A 15,300-nucleotide genomic window follows, 5' to 3' on the forward strand; every position below is an offset into this window, starting at 1 on the left:
TTATTACTCTACTTATTGTGATGCGGGGCCAAACACTGATGCCGCTAGGGAGTTTGCAACCACCGTGGATTTGGCACCTACCTTGCCGCAGCCTCTAATAATGAACACGTGGCAATTTACGTTGCTACCACCAATCACGTTGCTTGAGCCCCTACATGCCTGCTCTCTTATAAACGCGGTACGAGACCAACTCTTAGTACCTGCCAGGGTTTGATACGTGCCGTTTGTGGTGTGCTCACTGCCCGTAGAGAGACCACTTTCAGTCATGTACCTGTCGGTCCATTCATTTTCATCAAAACAACTCATTGATGCGGTTTCTGGATCAAAGGCCGCAATTTGGCGAGCAGCTGATAAAGGGTCTGTTTTAGTGCTATCTTCTAACAAGACTTCATCTTCCGACTCAAAAAAGACGCCCGCAATTGCCGCTTCTGCAGCATCAAATGCTAAGCCACTTTGCTGCATAGACATGGCCATTTTAGATTGAGATAAGCTACTAGTTACGGCGCTTACCCCTAAAATAGTAAGGGAAAGTAGTACCAGCAATGCAAACACCATGACCAAACCGCGCTGCTTCATCGGATACTCCTAACAAAATTTTTCATATTTCGAAGTGATAACGTTTTCGTAAACACCTGATAGTAATGCGCTGAGTCTAAGGTCACCGCATTTTCATTAAGTAGTGCAAAAGTAGGAGCTGAGGTTTGCTGCACTTGGTTTTGATAGCTTTTAAGTAAGATCCCCCAGCGCAGCGCAACTACTTGTTGATTTTGTGCTCGTAGCGCTGACAACTTGTCTGCTGTCACATAGGTTATAGCTTGCCCATTGGAATCCTCAGCAACATCACTGACGCCATACTGAAGTTGAAAATTACTGACATTGTCTAGCAAGGTCACGGTAGTCGGTGAAACGGATTGTGCTTTTAGGCCTCGTAAAACTCGGCCATCGTAACCCGTGCATTTAAACTCTGTCCCACTCACAAAATAACGATTCACAACATGGAACTCATCACCCGCAGCATAGCCATGTTTATTTCCCGTACAGTCTTCAAGTGCAAGCAGGCTTACTACTAGCTGATCATTCGCTCCACTTGATGCTTGAGTACTACCTAGGCTGGCATTAGCCGAAAAGTCTCCAACTAAACTAACCGGGTTGTTTTGAACAAACGCAGCTTCTGATACGGTATCTACAGAGTCATCGACGCTGGCAGTAATAAGGTCGTAGCGACCTATTTCGTAAAACTCTCCGGTGAGCCGACTGGTTATATACCGGCCCGACTCCTGAACCTGAGAAACAGCTTGGTTTAGTGTATTGGTTACGCTGCTGCTTACCAGCACTTGAATGATAGCGCCAGAAATAACCAGCCCCAATACCAATGAAATAATTAGCTCTACAAGCGAAAAACCCTGTACACGCTTCACAAGGTTAAATCCTTAATGACGCAAGCATTGCTGTCTGATTCGTTTGGGTTGCAACGCGTGTTTAAGGTATACGTTTGATTACCTGTTGATGCTACTGGCCATGCTAAAATAACTTGCAACCTTGAGCCCGCACTGCAACTGTAAACATCCGCTGCATTGTTATCTGCACAGGTTAACGACAATGTGGTTTGAGGGTTAGTTTGCACTGCCGCGCATGAGAGTGCCCAGCCATCGTATTTAGCCATATCCAGCTCGTTGCAGGTGGCGGTTTCACAATTGGGCACCCCAGAAGGACGACTCAAACAAAAACATTTATAAGGATGGGTGGAACCCGAGCAGGTGAGCCCGGTGAAGTTGTAATTACTTGCATTGAAATATTGGTTGTTAACCACCATGCCATCACCTACCGTTGCCACACGCGCAGCAGCACGTAAGCGCTCTGCAACTTGAGCCGCAACAAATTCGCTTTGCGTTCGGCTAATAGCATCTTTGTTGGCAAACGAACCGGTGAATTGAAGTGCAGCAACCCCGAGTAACCCAATCGCAAGAATGAACAAAGTAACAAGCACTTCAATAAGGCCGACGCCCTGCTGTTTGTTCAATCCACTAGTGATTATCGTTCGATTCATAGTCCCTGCATTGCACGGTGGCATTCACGCTAAAATTTAGACACAACCTTATATTTAGCATTCTATGCTAAATATTTCTTGCTCAAGGTATAAGCAATCATAAAACGTATAAGTTTGTATTACCATCATGCGACAGCGTAAAAAAAAGCACTGCAAATCAATGCAGTGCCTTCAAATCAGAACCAATTTTCATACCTAAAAGGTGTTAGCTTACTTGTTTAACTCTAAGCTCTTTTGGAACCGCGAATTCCACATTTTCTTCTCGGCCTGCACGCTCAGAGGCGGAAACTGCGCCCCATGTTTTAAGCTTATCAACCACACCTTGAACCAACACCTCTGGCGCCGAAGCGCCAGCTGTCACACCAATATGCTCGATACCGTCAAGCCACTCCTTCTGAATGCAGTTAGCATCGGCAATTAAGTGCGCTTTCGCACCAATTTTTTCTGCTAGTTCACGCAAACGATTTGAGTTTGAGCTATTTTGAGCCCCCACCACTAGCAAGACTTGGCAATCTTGAGATAAATCGCGTACTGCATCTTGTCGATTTTGTGTGGCATAACAAATATCGTCTTTACGAGGACCTTGAATGTCAGGGAAACGTTCACGCAATGCATCAATAACATCTGCGGTATCATCAACAGATAAAGTCGTTTGACTACAGTAATAAAGATTCTTGGCGTCTTTTACTTCAAGGGTCGCTACATCAGCCTCAGATTCGACAAGGTAAATCCCACCCTTATCATTGCTATACTGCCCCATAGTACCTTCTACTTCTGGGTGCCCTGCGTGACCAATCAAAATACATTCTGTGCCTGTTTTACTTGCACGGGTCACTTCCATATGCACTTTAGTGACTAGCGGACATGTGGCATCAAACACTTTTAAGCCACGATTTTCAGCTTCTTTTCTTACCGCTTGAGAAACGCCGTGGGCAGAAAAAATAACAATGCAGTTATCTGGCACTTCATGCAATTCATCGACAAAAATAGCGCCACGCTCACGTAGCCCATCGACCACAAACTTATTGTGAACGACTTCATGGCGAACATAGATAGGCGGCTCAAATATCTCAAGTGCTCTTTCTACAATTGTGATGGCTCTGTCTACACCGGCACAAAAACCACGGGGGTTAGCGAGATGAATTTGCATAATTACTGTTCACCTTCTGGTGCAGGTGCGGCTTTTACATCAACAATTTCAACATCAAAAATAACCGTCTGCCCTGCAAGAGGGTGATTAAAATCAACAGTGATAGAGTCGCCAGCCACACTTCTGATGATACCGGGTATTTCTGAGCGATCTGGCTGAGAAAACGCAAGAATGGCACCTTCTTGTATTTCTAAGTCTGCGCCAAAACGGCTTCGATCCATGTAATGGATATTGTTTGGGTTAGGCTCACCAAAGGCATCGTTCGCGGCCAGCGTAAACGATTTCTTCTCACCTTTTTGAAGTCCTAATAAGCAGGCTTCAAAGTTAGGGGTAAGACTACCGTCACCCATTACCATTTTCGCGGGCTTATTATTTACGCGGGTGCTGTCAGCGGCTGAGCCATCTTCAAGTTTCAAATCAAAGTGAAGAATAACTTCGCTGTCAGAACCAATAATTAGGTTGTCGGTCATTGTGGCTCCGGTTACTGCTTTGACGTGTTGGTTGGATCGGCGCTTTTGTGCTTCTCGCCGTTCTTGAACATATCAATAATTAATAGGGCTGCACCAATAAATATAGCGCTATCGGCAATATTGAAGGCTGGCCAGTGCATGTTGTTTACATGAAAATCAAGAAAATCGATTACATATCCATGCACTAAACGATCGTAAACGTTACCTAGCGCGCCACCCAAAATAAAAGAAAAGGCGACAGGCAACAGGGTTTGGTTTTTAGGCGATTGTTTCAACCACCATAAAATAACCACACTGACGACAGTAGCGATGGCAGTAAAAAACCATCGCTGCCAACCACCGGCACTATCAAGAAAGCTAAATGCCGCGCCATAATTGTGTACGTAAGTTAAATTGAAAAATGGTAATACCTCTATCGATTGATAAAGTGACATACCACCTAACACCGCGTATTTGGTCACCTGATCTAGCACGAATGCAATCAAGGTTATCCAAAGAAACCGTAAACCAGTTTCACTGAATAGCTTAGGCTTAGTATCCGCCGTAGTATTAAGCATACTGACGCGTTTCCCCTTCGCCATCAATGTTGGTTACACAACGGCCACATAATTCTTCGTGCCCCTTATGGGTGCCAACATCTTCACGATGGTGCCAACAACGAACACATTTGTCGCCGCTTGCTTTGTTTACGCTTAACCATAAACCTTCAACATCGGTAGCCGCAGCATTGTCTGGTGCACTTTCTACTTTAGTCAAATTCACTGCCGATGTAATTAATACAAAGCGTAATTCATCTTCAAGTGAAGCCAAGGTGTTAAACAAAGACTCTGTAGCATACAAGTCAATTTTCGCTTCTAACGAACCGCCTAACTGACCGTCTTTACGGGCTTGTTCCATAGCTTGGTTTGCTGCGTCTTTTACGCTTAACACTTGGTGCCATAGTTCGTCGTTAAATACGTCACTTTGCGTGAAGCTGTTAAAGCCTTCGTACCAGGTTTCGGTAAATACAAATTCACTACGCTCGCCCGGTAAAGCTTCCCAAATCTCCTGCGCCGTAAAGCTTGTGATGGGTGCCATCCAACGAACTAACGCCTCCATAATATGGTACAGCGCAGTTTGACAAGAACGACGAGCATTGCCGTCAGATTTCGCCGTGTACTGTCTGTCTTTAATGACATCTAGGTAGAATGAACCTAACTCGATGGAACAGAAGTGCATAAGCTTTTGCGTAACGACTAATAAATCGTACTTTTCAAACGCTTCAACAAGTTCTTCTTGTAATGCTTTAGCACGCGCTACAATCCAGCGGTCTAGTGCAACCATCTCGTCTTCTGGCAAAGCATCTTCTGGCTGAAAGCCATTAAGGTTTGCTAGTAAGAAACGTGACGTGTTACGTAAACGACGATATGCATCAGCAGCACGTTTTAAAATTTCATCAGACACCGCAATTTCACCGCGGTAGTCAGTAGAAGCCACCCACAAACGAAGAATGTCTGCGCCAAGTTTGTTTGTTACTTCTTGCGGTGCAACTACATTACCTACCGACTTCGACATTTTTCTGCCGTGGGCATCTACGGTAAAGCCGTGAGTTAACACTTCTTTATAGGGTGCGTGGCCATGCATGGCGGTAGACGTCATTAGCGATGACATAAACCAACCACGATGTTGGTCTGACCCTTCAAGGTACAAATCGGCGCTAGCGGGAATGTCTTCACGTTGGTCAACAACGAAGTAGTGCGTAACGCCTGAGTCGAACCATACGTCTAGGGTATCGGTGACTTTGTCGTAGTTATCGGCTTCGCTACCTAGTAGTGCAGCATCGTCAATATCCCACCACGCTTGAATACCTTTAGTTTCCACTTGAGCGGCCACTTTTTCCATAAGTGCAACTGACTCAGGGTGAAGTTCACCGGTAAGTTTGTGCACGTATAAAGGAATAGGAACGCCCCATGTACGCTGGCGAGAAATACACCAGTCTGGACGACCTTCTACCATTTTCTGGATGCGGTTTTCGCCCCACTCTGGGATCCATTTAGTTTGTTTAATTTGTTCGATTGACTCAGCACGTAAGCCTTTTTTATCCATGCTGATAAACCACTGCGGCGTAGCACGGAAAATGATAGGCGTTTTATGGCGCCAGCAATGCGGGTAGCTGTGCTCATATTTCACGTTAAGCACTAGGTTACCGTTCTCTTTTACCGTTTCAACAATGGTATCATTGGCTTTAAATACGAACTGGCCGGCAAATAAAGGCGTGTTTTCTAAATACACACCGTTATTACCTACTGGGTTATACACTTCAATGTCGTATTGTTTACCTACATTGAAATCGTCAACACCGTGAGCAGGCGCGGTGTGAACACAACCTGTACCAGATTCAGTGGTAACGTGCTCGCCCAAAATTAGCGGTACTTTTAAATCTAAGAACGGATGATTAACTAGCAGTTTATCTAAGCTTGAACCTACACAGGTCGCTACTTCACGATACTCTTCAATACCATAGCGCGTCATGCAGCTTTCAAGCAAATCTTGCGCAACCACTAACCATTCGTTGGTCGACGTGATTTCTACAATCGCGTAGGTTAATTCTGGGTGCAAGCTGATGGCGCGGTTGGCAGGCAGCGTCCACGGGGTCGTTGTCCAGATAACCACGCCCGCTTTGTGCGCGGTTAAGTCTTCACTCGTTACTCCAAACGCAGCCGCAATAGCGTCTGCATCAGCAACAGGGAATTTCACATCTATAGCAGGTGAGATTTTGTCTTGGTATTCTACTTCTGCTTCTGCCAATGCAGAACCACAATCTGTACACCAATGAACTGGCTTAAAGCCTTTTTCTAAATGGCCCGATTCAACCACTTTACCCAGTGCGCGAATAATGTCGGCTTCTGAGCGAAAATCCATAGTTTTATAGGGATTGTCCCACGTACCAAACACACCAAGGCGCTTAAAGTCAGCCATTTGGCCGTCAATTTGACGTTGTGCGTATTCGCGGCACTTTTGGCGAAACTCAGCAGCCGTCACTTTTTTGCCCGGCTTACCCACTTTCTTCTCTACCATCAATTCAATAGGCAAACCGTGACAGTCCCAACCAGGCACATACGGCGAGTCGAAATCAGACAAGGTTTTAGACTTAACTATAATGTCTTTAAGAATTTTATTTACTGCGTGACCAATATGAATATCGCCGTTTGCGTACGGAGGGCCATCATGAAGAATGAAAGGCTTCTTACCTTTCTTCGCTTCTCTAATCTTTGTGTATACCCCTTTTTCCTGCCAGTCTTTAAGCATTTTAGGCTCACGCTGAGCAAGGTTACCGCGCATTGGAAAGGCGGTTTCGGGTAGGTTTAATGTGGCTTTATAATCACTCATATAATTGTATTATCCGGTTACCTTTAATAATACCCAACGCCTCGTTAGGCGCTGTATAGGCTTGCATTGGTCGACGCTATGTTAAGCGTGGTGACTTTATCACGTTTCACTATTCTAATAACAGGCGCGCCTTAGCGGCATCGGCCTGAATTTGTGCTTTTAGTATCTCAAACGAGTCAAATTTCTGTTCATCTCGTATTTTTGCAACAGGAAACACGGTCATTGGTTTCCCGTAAAGGTCGGCTGACATATCGAAGATGTGCACCTCTAACTGGTTTCGCACCCCGTTTAACGTGGGGCGAGTACCAATGTTTGCCACGCCATTGAATTTTTTTCCATCTACGGCAACATGTACCGCAAATACCCCGTGAATTGGTGCTCTGCAACGCTTCAGCATGACATTGGCGGTAGGAAACCCTATCGTGCGCCCTTTCTTTTCACCATGTACAACTCGACCATACACAGCAAACGGCCTACCTAACATTTCTTCACCAAGCGCAAAATCCGAATCAGCCAGTGCTTCTCGCACTGCAGTAGAGCTAATACGATGAGCATGCATCATAAAGCTTTGCGTGCTAACCACCTCAAAGCCGTACTTTTGCCCAGCGGCTTGCAGCATGGCAAAGTCGCCTTTACGACCTTGGCCAAAGCGAAAGTCATCGCCGACCACAAGAAATTTAACCCCTAGCTTATCCACCAGCAAATCATGCACGAAGGTATCGGCACTTTGACTGGCAAAAGCTCTGTTAAAACGCACAGCCAATAAACGGTCGACGCCTTGCTGTTTCAGCAATTCGTACTTTTCACGCAATGGACTGATGCGTGCAGGCGCTCTATCGGGTGTAAAGACTTCCTCGGGTTGAGGCTCGAATACCATCACCGTGGCCGGCAACCCCAGCGCTTTGGCTTTTTGAAGCACATTACTCAGTACTGCCTGATGGCCCAAGTGCACGCCATCAAACTTCCCGATAGTAAGTACACACCCGCTGTGTTGCGGTTTTACGTTGTTAAGCCCGCGGATAAATTCCACTATTAGCCACTGCCTTTAGTTACTACTGAAAATTCAAAGCTCGCGATTATAAACGACCCAGCACGGAATACCAATATTAGCCGCCCCCACTTTTGAAATGACGACGTCTTGCGCCCAATAAAATCATGCATGAGAAGAAAGCGGCGGCAGATAATGTGATAGTAATGGCGACATCCACCACTTGCACTGTCCATTCAAGATCGAAAAATGCCACGCCCTTATCGCGATAATAAATCACTGCCCCCATCACTGCGCTGGCAATCAGTACTCTAATTATAAACATTACTGAGGTACGACTTAATACAAAAACCCCTTGTTTGTGCAGCGTAATATAAAGCAATGTGGCATTAAGTGTGGCCGACATGCTTGTAGCAATTGCTAAGCCCACATAGCCAAACCAAATTGCTAATAGGTTAAACACCATATTGGCGACCATGCACCAAATACCAAATTTAACCGGGGTTTTAGTGTCTTGGCGCGAGTAAAAACCAGGAGCGAGAACTTTTACTAACATAAAGCTCAATAAACCAAATGCGTAAGCGGTTAAAGAATAAGAGGCCATGGTGGCCGTTTCAGCCGTAAAGGCACCCCGCTGGAATATCACGGTTAAAATTGGTCGCGACATGGTGGCTAAGCCTACGGCGGCTGGAATACCAAGCAAACACACCATACGAAATGCCCAATCTATATTGGCTGAAAAAGCTTTAGGATCTTTACTTACATGATTACGCGACAGCGCCGGCAATATTACCGTGGCGATAGCGATACCAAACAGCCCTAACGGGAATTCTAACAAACGGTCGGAGTAATATAGCCAGCTAATAGAGCCTGTCATCAGGAAGCTGGCGATAAAGGTATCGAACAGCAAGTTAATTTGCCCTACCGACACCCCAAACAATGCAGGGATCATCAAGGTGCGCACCTTAACGACGTTTTCATCTCGCCAGCCCCATTTAGGCTTTACTAATAATCCCGCCCGATACAAAAATGGCAGTTGGAAGGCAAGTTGTACTATACCGCCTATAAACACCCCCCACGCTAATGCGAAAGCGGGTTGCTCCATATCGGGAGCTAAAAAGACCGCACAGGCTATAATGCATACGTTAAGTAGCACTGGCGTAAACGCTGCTACTGCAAATTTGTTTAGTGTATTTAAGATAGCCCCTGCCAAGCCTGTTAACGATACAAAGGCAAGATAGGGGAAGGTGATTTTAAGCATGGTTGATGCGAGTAAGAATTTATCTCCTGCCTCATCGCCCTGTACCCACGCAATGAACCACCCTGTGCCGAACAGCGCGGCTAAAACTGGCGACGCGATAACGCCTACAAGGGAAACCACAAACACAATGGCCCCAAGCGTGCCGGAAATTTTAGCAACAAATGCTTTGAGCTCTGCTTTCTCGTGATTTTGGTGTACTTCGGTTAATACCGGAATGAACGCTTGCGCAAATGCACCTTCGGCAAATAATCGGCGCAGGAAGTTAGGAATTTTATTTGCAAAGAAAAACACATCGGCGGCAGCGCCATCGCCCATTAGCCTTGCCACTACCACATCTCGCACTAACCCTAACACGCGGGATATCAACGTCATTACGCTGACAATAAGGCCTGATTTTAATAACTTCCGTGACACTAAGACTATTCCAATAGATACATTTCATTCACTTAAGCGCTCAATCATAACTAAACCCTGTTACCTGCGAAACGTATTATTCAAAATATAAGTGCATCTCATGAATTTTTTTTGCTATAATCCGCGCCCGTTGTGGGTATGGTTTCGTACTGTTTCATTTGTATCTGTGTGCTGTATCTGTGCACATGAGTACATATGTACAATAGCCATTTCGTTCTGTACTTTTTATTTGTCGCTTTATTAGCGCCTTTGTTAAGAACAGGCCGAAAAACCAAAGCATTCGATAAACATCTTATTTAATGTAGAAATTAACTTTCTACTTATTGGGTTAAATCGTTTGACTTTTGGCTGGATGATAGGCAAAATCCGCACCCTCGTTTTTGACATGAATTTATTTGGGAGTTACACCTTGGCTAACATCAAGTCTGCTAAGAAACGTGCAATCCAAGCCGAAAAGCGTCGCCAGCATAACGCTAGCCGTCGCTCCATGACTCGTACAAGCTTGAAGAAAGTAGTAGCTGCTATCGCTAGTGGTGATAAAGAAGGTGCACAAACTGCATTTGCTGCTGCAACTCCGATTCTTGACAGAATGGCTACTAAAGGTTTGATTCACAAGAATAAAGCTGCTCGTCACAAGAGCCGCCTAGCTGCACAAATTAAAGCTTTAGCTTAAATTTTACAGTTAGTAAAAAAGCGCCTATTGGCGCTTTTTTTGTGTCCTTTGTTCGAGGCTTTTATCAGAAGCTTTTATTAGAGTTTTGGCACTAACTCATTTTGCGAATGGCGCTTGAAGGCGCAACACGTAGTACCCAATGTAATAATGCCCACGGCCAACTTGGCACATATGACACCGCTTTTTCCTTATTAATGGCTTTTACCAACGCCTTACAACCGGTTTCGGTATCGACAATAAACGGCACTTTTTCTACCGCTTCATTAATTTCGGTGCGAATAAACCCTGGATGTACACAGCTCACTTTAATTGGAGTATTCATCACATCTAAGCGGATACCCTCTGTCATAGACGTAAGCCCTGCTTTAGTGGCGGCATACACCGTCATAGCGCGTCTGAAGCCTCTTACCGCACTAATTGATGAAATCGTTACTAGGTGACCTTCATTTTGCGCTCTGAAAATAGTCATGGCCGCTTCGGCTTGCGCCAGTGCAGCCACAAAATTGGTTTCTGCGGTTTGCTTATTCGCATTAAAAAAGCCAGTACCAATAGAGGCGCCCTTGCCCATGCCCGCGTTAACAATAACTCTATCGAGTTGCCCCATCTCTTGTTTAAACGCATCAAACACTTCAAAGACCGCGTTATGGTCGTTCACGTCAAGCGACTTAATCAACACCTTGATGTTAGGATTTACCGCTAGCAGTTCGCTTCTAAGTTCTTCTAAGCGGTCTAAACGTCTTGCGCACAATGCTAAGTTGCTACCTTGCTTTGCGAACTCCGCCGCCATTCCTTTACCAAGGCCTGAGCTTGCGCCCGTGATCAGAATATTTTGTCTTGTTGTCATTTTCTTTTTCCTGATTTTCGAATGGCCTTTTTACAACGCCACATTAAGTAGTGAATGAATATCCAAAAGTGTTTAAACGCGGGGTTATTGGTTTGACCGTGGTGATAGCGATAGTAAATTTGTTGCGCGATACCCGCTAATCGAAACAAGCCGTACACTTCATAAAAAGTGAAATCATCAACGTCAACGCCCATTTGCTTGCAGTAATAAGCAACCACTTCATCTCGTGTCATCATGCCAGCGAGGTGGGTAGGCTGCCTGCGGGTAGATTGGGCCAGAAAATCATCGTCTGCATTCACCCAATAGGCTAGCGTATTACCTAAATCCATTAACGGATCGCCAAGGGTGGCCAATTCCCAATCAAGCACACCTAAAATATGGGTGTAGTCGTTAGGATCTAACACCACATTGTCGAATCTAAAATCGTTATGGGTAATGCAAATACGCTCTTTGCTTGGCATATTAGCCTCAAGCCACCGCATTACGCCTTTGCCCGAAGGGACATTCCAGGTTTTTGCTTTCGTATAGCGCTCACTCCAGCCTGTAATTTGGCGCTCTATGTAACCACTACCTTTTCCAATCGTGTCTAAACCAGCCGCCTTATAGTCAACCTTATGTAGCTCTATTAAGCTATCGAGTACATTTTTACACAGCTGATGGGTCTGTTCTGGGGAGGTCTTTAAATCACGAGGGAGATTCTTACGTGGAATAACACCTGTCAGCTTTTCCATGACATAGAATTCTGTGCCAATTACGGCTTCATCATCGCAATATGCCAGCATATCGGGCACATAACTATACACCGGCTTCAGCGCTGCTTGAAGGCGATACTCTCGCCCCATATCATGGGCACCTTTTGCTTTAGTGCCCGCGGGCGCACGGCGTAATATTAACGACGTATTTTCGTATTCAAGACAATAAGTCCAGTTAGACGCACCGCCTGAATATTGGGTCACCGTAGGTGTGCCGATGAGGTCTTGAATATAATTTTTTAGCCACCCATCGACAACATTAACGTCTAGCTCTTCGCCTTCTCTTACTGATACTGCTTTATCTAATACTGTATTCGTCATGGGTTACCGTTTATCCATTGCACGTTTCATCGCTTTGGTTTGTTTTAGCATGTTGTTAATATACATCTGGGTAGGAAGTAGTTTCTTCATCAAAAATGCGCGCTTGCCCAATTTATGGGTAAGGATTAAAAATCGCTTTTGGGCAATCTGATCGCAGATACTTTGCGCAACCTCTTCTTTGGTCATATCTGCTTTTTTAAAAAACCGCGCCATCATTTTGTGCATGGCAGGGTTATCGCTACGCATCGACTCATCAAGATTAGTTTTAAAGAAGCTAGGGCAAACCACACTCACATCGATATTATCAGGCGCAAGCTCTAGCTTCATGGTCTCAGACAGTGATACCACCGCCGCTTTCACCGCGTTATAGCTGTTCATGTAAGGAATAGGCGTTAGCCCCGCTTGGGAGGCAATATTGACAAAATAGCCCGCTCCCTGCGCTTTAAACAAGGGCAGCATGGCCTTGCTGACGCGAACCATGCCTAATAGGTTGATATCGAAAATCCACTTCCACTGCGCAATACTTTCATCGCTTAAACTACCGCCTGACGCAACGCCTGCGTTATTAAACACAACATCAACACCGCCCCATCGTGCTTCTATCGCGGTAACCAAATTAGCGACATCATCATCTTGGGTAATGTCGCATGCTTGATAGAAAGCCTCTGTGCCTTTTTCCGTTAGTAGCGCTAGGGTTTCTTGCCCTCGCTGCTCATGGATATCAGCGATACAAACTTTCAATTTTTCGCCGTTTTTACCGTATTGTTCGCTTAACGCAAGGGCAATAGCTTGCCCTAACCCCGTGGCACCACCGGTGATAAGGATACGCTTTTCTTTATTATCTGTTTTTATGTTATTGGTTTCTGTACCCATGTTTTTGTACTCGTATGTTTTGCTCTTATGGTTAACGCGCAGCCTAGGCTTTTTGAGTAGCGAGTGGTTTGTCCTTACCGTCACTTTTAATTGTATTTTTCAGACGCTTCGACCACACAGCTAAAAGCCCCGGGCCTGCATACATAGTTAAACCATAGACCCCGGCCGCTACGGCAAATTCAGGCGAGTTCAAAAAGGTAATACAAATCAACATGGCAAGCGCAGCGTTTTGTACGCCCACTTCTATCGACAGTGTAATACCGTCAATTTTTGACAACTTAAAAGCGGAAGCCAAAATAAGCCCCAGTAATACTGCAGAAATATTCAGTGCCAGGCACACCAGTAAGGCCTCTTCCAATGACGCCATTAAATTCGCCCGCTCACTGATTAATATGCCAATGATCATGGCAATCATGAACCATAATGAAAAGGTTCTAAAAAAGCTCTCTACCTTAGTAGAAAATGCAGGTTTGAAGTGCCGTATTGCCATGCCAATGATGACTGGCACTATCGACACGCACACCAAGCCGACGACGGTAGTGACGATTGAAAATGAAGGCGCGTTCTCACCGGCAAAATAATTCATTGAATAATGAATTATAAAGGGAGTAGAGAATACGCAAATAAAAGTCGATAGCGCGGTTAAACTTACAGATAGTGCTAAGTTTGCCCGACCAATATGACTGATTAAGTTACTCATAGTGCCACCTGGGCACGCTGATAAAATCATAATGCCAATCGCCATAGCTGGATGAAGGGAAAATGCCATACACAAGCCAAACGCCAATAAGGGGAGCAATACGGTTTGCCCAACCAGCCCCACCACAATGGCTTTAGGCGCCTTAAGTAATCTAGTAAAATCGGCTACCGTTAACGTAAGACCCATACCAAACATCACGAAAGCCAAGGCCAGTGGAAGAAGTATTTCGGTAAAAATCGAGGCCTGCATATATGCCCTTTGTTATTGTAATAATAGTAAATAAGCCAGTTTACAAACTGCTACTAAACTTTCTGTGTACCTCATGGCCGAAACGTCACTCTGACAGCAGCACCCGACCACGCAGCCTACTGCGTAACAGTTTAGCTACAAAACCACACTTTAATTAACATTTAAACCAGTGTAACCTCGAATAAAATAAATAGAAATGATACTTTTTTATGGAATTTCATAAATATGATGCATGGGAAAATAGATCTAAATTTGTTTTTTGTTCTTAAAGCTGTGTATGAAGAAGAGAGTATTACTGCGGCCGCTAAAGCATTACATTTAACGCAACCGGCAGTAAGTCATGCAATGTCGCGCCTACGAGATAAATTTGATGATGAGCTATTCGTGCGCCACAGCAGACGAATGGTGCCAACCCCGTTGTGCCAATCAATCATTCAACCTATAAAAGAGGCTCTCGCGCACTTAGAATCTACGCTGTCAGATCCTATCGACTTTGATATCAGCCGCTATAAAAGAGAAATAAGGTTAGGGTTAAGAGACATTCTTGAGTCAACGTTCTTACCGGCACTTATTCCCGAGCTTTTGAAAAACGCAGCGAATATTACGGTGACTAGCAGGCGAGTTACCCGCCCTGAACTTGAAAATGCACTTGCCAATAAAGAGCTCGATATCGTTATCGATGCATTGGTGCCTACTGGCCCTGATATCCGTTCAACACTGGTGTGCGACGAGCATTTCGTACTAATCTGTGCGAAAGAACACCCCATTTTAAAAGATAAAACGCTAGCCAATTATGTATCAGCATCCCATGTGCTGGTGACCTTGAAAGACTCTCGATTAGATACGGTAGACTTAGCGCTTGCGAAACAAAATGCGACCCGACAGTTTGCCCTGCAGTGCGAACATTACTTCGCTGCCGCAAGTGTAGTCAGTAAATCAGATTTATTACTTACCGTACCAAGTCGTTATGCACAGCAGATTACTAGCAGCCTGCCAGTTGCCGTTACCACACTGCCCTTTGACGTACCACTTATGCCCATTCACATGTATTGGCACAAGCAAGCTGATGAGGATTTAGTGAATAAGTGGATGCGAGAGAAGTTACTGGCGTTAGCCGATGAGCTTCTTTTTTAAAGAAATGATAAATGAAGGCTAGCGAACGCCAGCCTTCATCGGTTTTATTATTGTA

Annotated in this window: 15 protein-coding genes; 2 read left to right on the forward strand and 13 right to left on the reverse strand. The window is 45.0% G+C overall.

Translation table 11 applies throughout. The features are described 5' to 3' along the window. Positions 1-12 precede the first annotated feature (12 nt). The 9 genes from FLAVO9R_RS13480 to murJ form a co-directional block, all read right to left on the reverse strand. Positions 13-576, reverse strand: a complete 564-nt coding sequence (locus tag FLAVO9R_RS13480; protein ID WP_159532121.1) for a PilX N-terminal domain-containing pilus assembly protein — start codon at positions 574-576, stop codon at positions 13-15. Continuing rightward, positions 573-1,418 carry a PilW family protein gene (locus FLAVO9R_RS13485; RefSeq protein WP_159532123.1) on the reverse strand — a complete coding sequence of 282 codons (846 nt, stop codon included), beginning with the start codon at positions 1,416-1,418 and terminating at the stop codon, positions 573-575. Before FLAVO9R_RS13485 ends, FLAVO9R_RS13480 begins: the two co-directional genes overlap by 4 nt. Beyond that, the gene (locus FLAVO9R_RS13490) at positions 1,415-2,047 is read right to left on the reverse strand and encodes a prepilin-type N-terminal cleavage/methylation domain-containing protein (protein WP_159532125.1); all 633 of its coding nucleotides are present in this window, start codon (positions 2,045-2,047) and stop codon (positions 1,415-1,417) included. The genes FLAVO9R_RS13485 and FLAVO9R_RS13490 overlap by 4 nt, the downstream gene beginning before the upstream one ends. Before the next feature lie 205 nt (positions 2,048-2,252). Further along, positions 2,253-3,197: a 4-hydroxy-3-methylbut-2-enyl diphosphate reductase gene (gene ispH / locus FLAVO9R_RS13495; RefSeq protein WP_159532127.1), complete on the reverse strand. Its 945-nt coding sequence runs from the start codon at positions 3,195-3,197 to the stop codon at positions 2,253-2,255. Between the two features lie 2 nt (positions 3,198-3,199). After that, positions 3,200-3,667 (reverse strand): FKBP-type peptidyl-prolyl cis-trans isomerase, encoded by a 468-nt coding sequence (fkpB, locus tag FLAVO9R_RS13500; RefSeq protein WP_159532129.1) that lies wholly within the window; start codon positions 3,665-3,667, stop codon positions 3,200-3,202. 11 nt (positions 3,668-3,678) lie between these two features. Beyond that, on the reverse strand, positions 3,679-4,224 hold the full coding sequence (gene lspA, locus FLAVO9R_RS13505) for a signal peptidase II (RefSeq protein WP_159532131.1): 546 nt from the start codon (positions 4,222-4,224) through the stop codon (positions 3,679-3,681). Further along, positions 4,217-7,036 (reverse strand): isoleucine--tRNA ligase, encoded by a 2,820-nt coding sequence (ileS, locus tag FLAVO9R_RS13510; RefSeq protein WP_159532133.1) that lies wholly within the window; start codon positions 7,034-7,036, stop codon positions 4,217-4,219. The genes lspA and ileS overlap by 8 nt, the downstream gene beginning before the upstream one ends. 109 nt (positions 7,037-7,145) lie before the next feature. Then, positions 7,146-8,066 carry a bifunctional riboflavin kinase/FAD synthetase gene (gene ribF / locus FLAVO9R_RS13515; protein WP_013783318.1) on the reverse strand — a complete coding sequence of 307 codons (921 nt, stop codon included), beginning with the start codon at positions 8,064-8,066 and terminating at the stop codon, positions 7,146-7,148. Between the two features lie 76 nt (positions 8,067-8,142). Continuing rightward, a complete protein-coding gene (gene murJ, locus FLAVO9R_RS13520; RefSeq protein WP_159532135.1) occupies positions 8,143-9,699 on the reverse strand; it encodes a murein biosynthesis integral membrane protein MurJ in 1,557 nt (518 codons plus the stop codon). A 409-nt stretch (positions 9,700-10,108) separates the two neighbouring features. Here murJ and rpsT point away from each other — a divergent pair, with 409 nt between their 5' ends. Beyond that, the gene (gene rpsT, locus FLAVO9R_RS13525) at positions 10,109-10,372 is read left to right on the forward strand and encodes a 30S ribosomal protein S20 (protein ID WP_013783316.1); all 264 of its coding nucleotides are present in this window, start codon (positions 10,109-10,111) and stop codon (positions 10,370-10,372) included. Between the two features lie 91 nt (positions 10,373-10,463). Here the strand turns inward: rpsT and FLAVO9R_RS13530 are convergent, their stop codons facing one another. The 4 genes from FLAVO9R_RS13530 to FLAVO9R_RS13545 are packed head-to-tail and all read right to left on the reverse strand — an operon-like array spanning position 10,464 to position 14,111. Beyond that, on the reverse strand, positions 10,464-11,216 hold the full coding sequence (locus tag FLAVO9R_RS13530) for an SDR family oxidoreductase (protein WP_159532137.1): 753 nt from the start codon (positions 11,214-11,216) through the stop codon (positions 10,464-10,466). Then, a complete protein-coding gene (locus tag FLAVO9R_RS13535; RefSeq protein ID WP_159532139.1) occupies positions 11,213-12,289 on the reverse strand; it encodes a phosphotransferase family protein in 1,077 nt (358 codons plus the stop codon). Before FLAVO9R_RS13535 ends, FLAVO9R_RS13530 begins: the two co-directional genes overlap by 4 nt. Positions 12,290-12,292: 3 nt before the next feature. Further along, positions 12,293-13,162 carry an SDR family oxidoreductase gene (locus FLAVO9R_RS13540; RefSeq protein ID WP_159532141.1) on the reverse strand — a complete coding sequence of 290 codons (870 nt, stop codon included), beginning with the start codon at positions 13,160-13,162 and terminating at the stop codon, positions 12,293-12,295. 43 nt (positions 13,163-13,205) lie between these two features. Next, the gene (locus FLAVO9R_RS13545; protein WP_159532143.1) at positions 13,206-14,111 is read right to left on the reverse strand and encodes a bile acid:sodium symporter family protein; all 906 of its coding nucleotides are present in this window, start codon (positions 14,109-14,111) and stop codon (positions 13,206-13,208) included. A 225-nt stretch (positions 14,112-14,336) separates the two neighbouring features. On the opposite strand from FLAVO9R_RS13545, the gene FLAVO9R_RS13550 reads away from it, so the two are divergent. Next, complete coding sequence (locus tag FLAVO9R_RS13550) at positions 14,337-15,245, forward strand: LysR family transcriptional regulator (RefSeq protein ID WP_159532145.1); 909 nt, start codon at positions 14,337-14,339, stop codon at positions 15,243-15,245. Positions 15,246-15,300: the final 55 nt, after the last annotated feature.

Origin of the sequence: Alteromonas sp. 38 (assembly GCF_902506055.1) — a bacterium.
GTDB classification, from domain to species: domain Bacteria; phylum Pseudomonadota; class Gammaproteobacteria; order Enterobacterales; family Alteromonadaceae; genus Alteromonas; species Alteromonas lipotrueae.

What these genes read in the sequence shown, in the direction of transcription:
- FLAVO9R_RS13480 (WP_159532121.1), bottom strand. Translation starts at nt 576, where the DNA reads ATGAAGCAGCGCGGTTTGGTCATGGTGTTTGCATTGCTGGTACTACTT.
- FLAVO9R_RS13490 (WP_159532125.1), bottom strand. Translation starts at nt 2,047, where the DNA reads ATGAATCGAACGATAATCACTAGTGGATTGAACAAACAGCAGGGCGTC.
- ispH (WP_159532127.1), bottom strand. Translation starts at nt 3,197, where the DNA reads ATGCAAATTCATCTCGCTAACCCCCGTGGTTTTTGTGCCGGTGTAGAC.
- fkpB (WP_159532129.1), bottom strand. Translation starts at nt 3,667, where the DNA reads ATGACCGACAACCTAATTATTGGTTCTGACAGCGAAGTTATTCTTCAC.
- lspA (WP_159532131.1), bottom strand. Translation starts at nt 4,224, where the DNA reads ATGCTTAATACTACGGCGGATACTAAGCCTAAGCTATTCAGTGAAACT.
- ileS (WP_159532133.1), bottom strand. Translation starts at nt 7,036, where the DNA reads ATGAGTGATTATAAAGCCACATTAAACCTACCCGAAACCGCCTTTCCA.
- FLAVO9R_RS13530 (WP_159532137.1), bottom strand. Translation starts at nt 11,216, where the DNA reads ATGACAACAAGACAAAATATTCTGATCACGGGCGCAAGCTCAGGCCTT.
- FLAVO9R_RS13535 (WP_159532139.1), bottom strand. Translation starts at nt 12,289, where the DNA reads ATGACGAATACAGTATTAGATAAAGCAGTATCAGTAAGAGAAGGCGAA.
- FLAVO9R_RS13540 (WP_159532141.1), bottom strand. Translation starts at nt 13,162, where the DNA reads ATGGGTACAGAAACCAATAACATAAAAACAGATAATAAAGAAAAGCGT.
- FLAVO9R_RS13545 (WP_159532143.1), bottom strand. Translation starts at nt 14,111, where the DNA reads ATGCAGGCCTCGATTTTTACCGAAATACTTCTTCCACTGGCCTTGGCT.
- FLAVO9R_RS13550 (WP_159532145.1), top strand. Translation starts at nt 14,337, where the DNA reads ATGATGCATGGGAAAATAGATCTAAATTTGTTTTTTGTTCTTAAAGCT.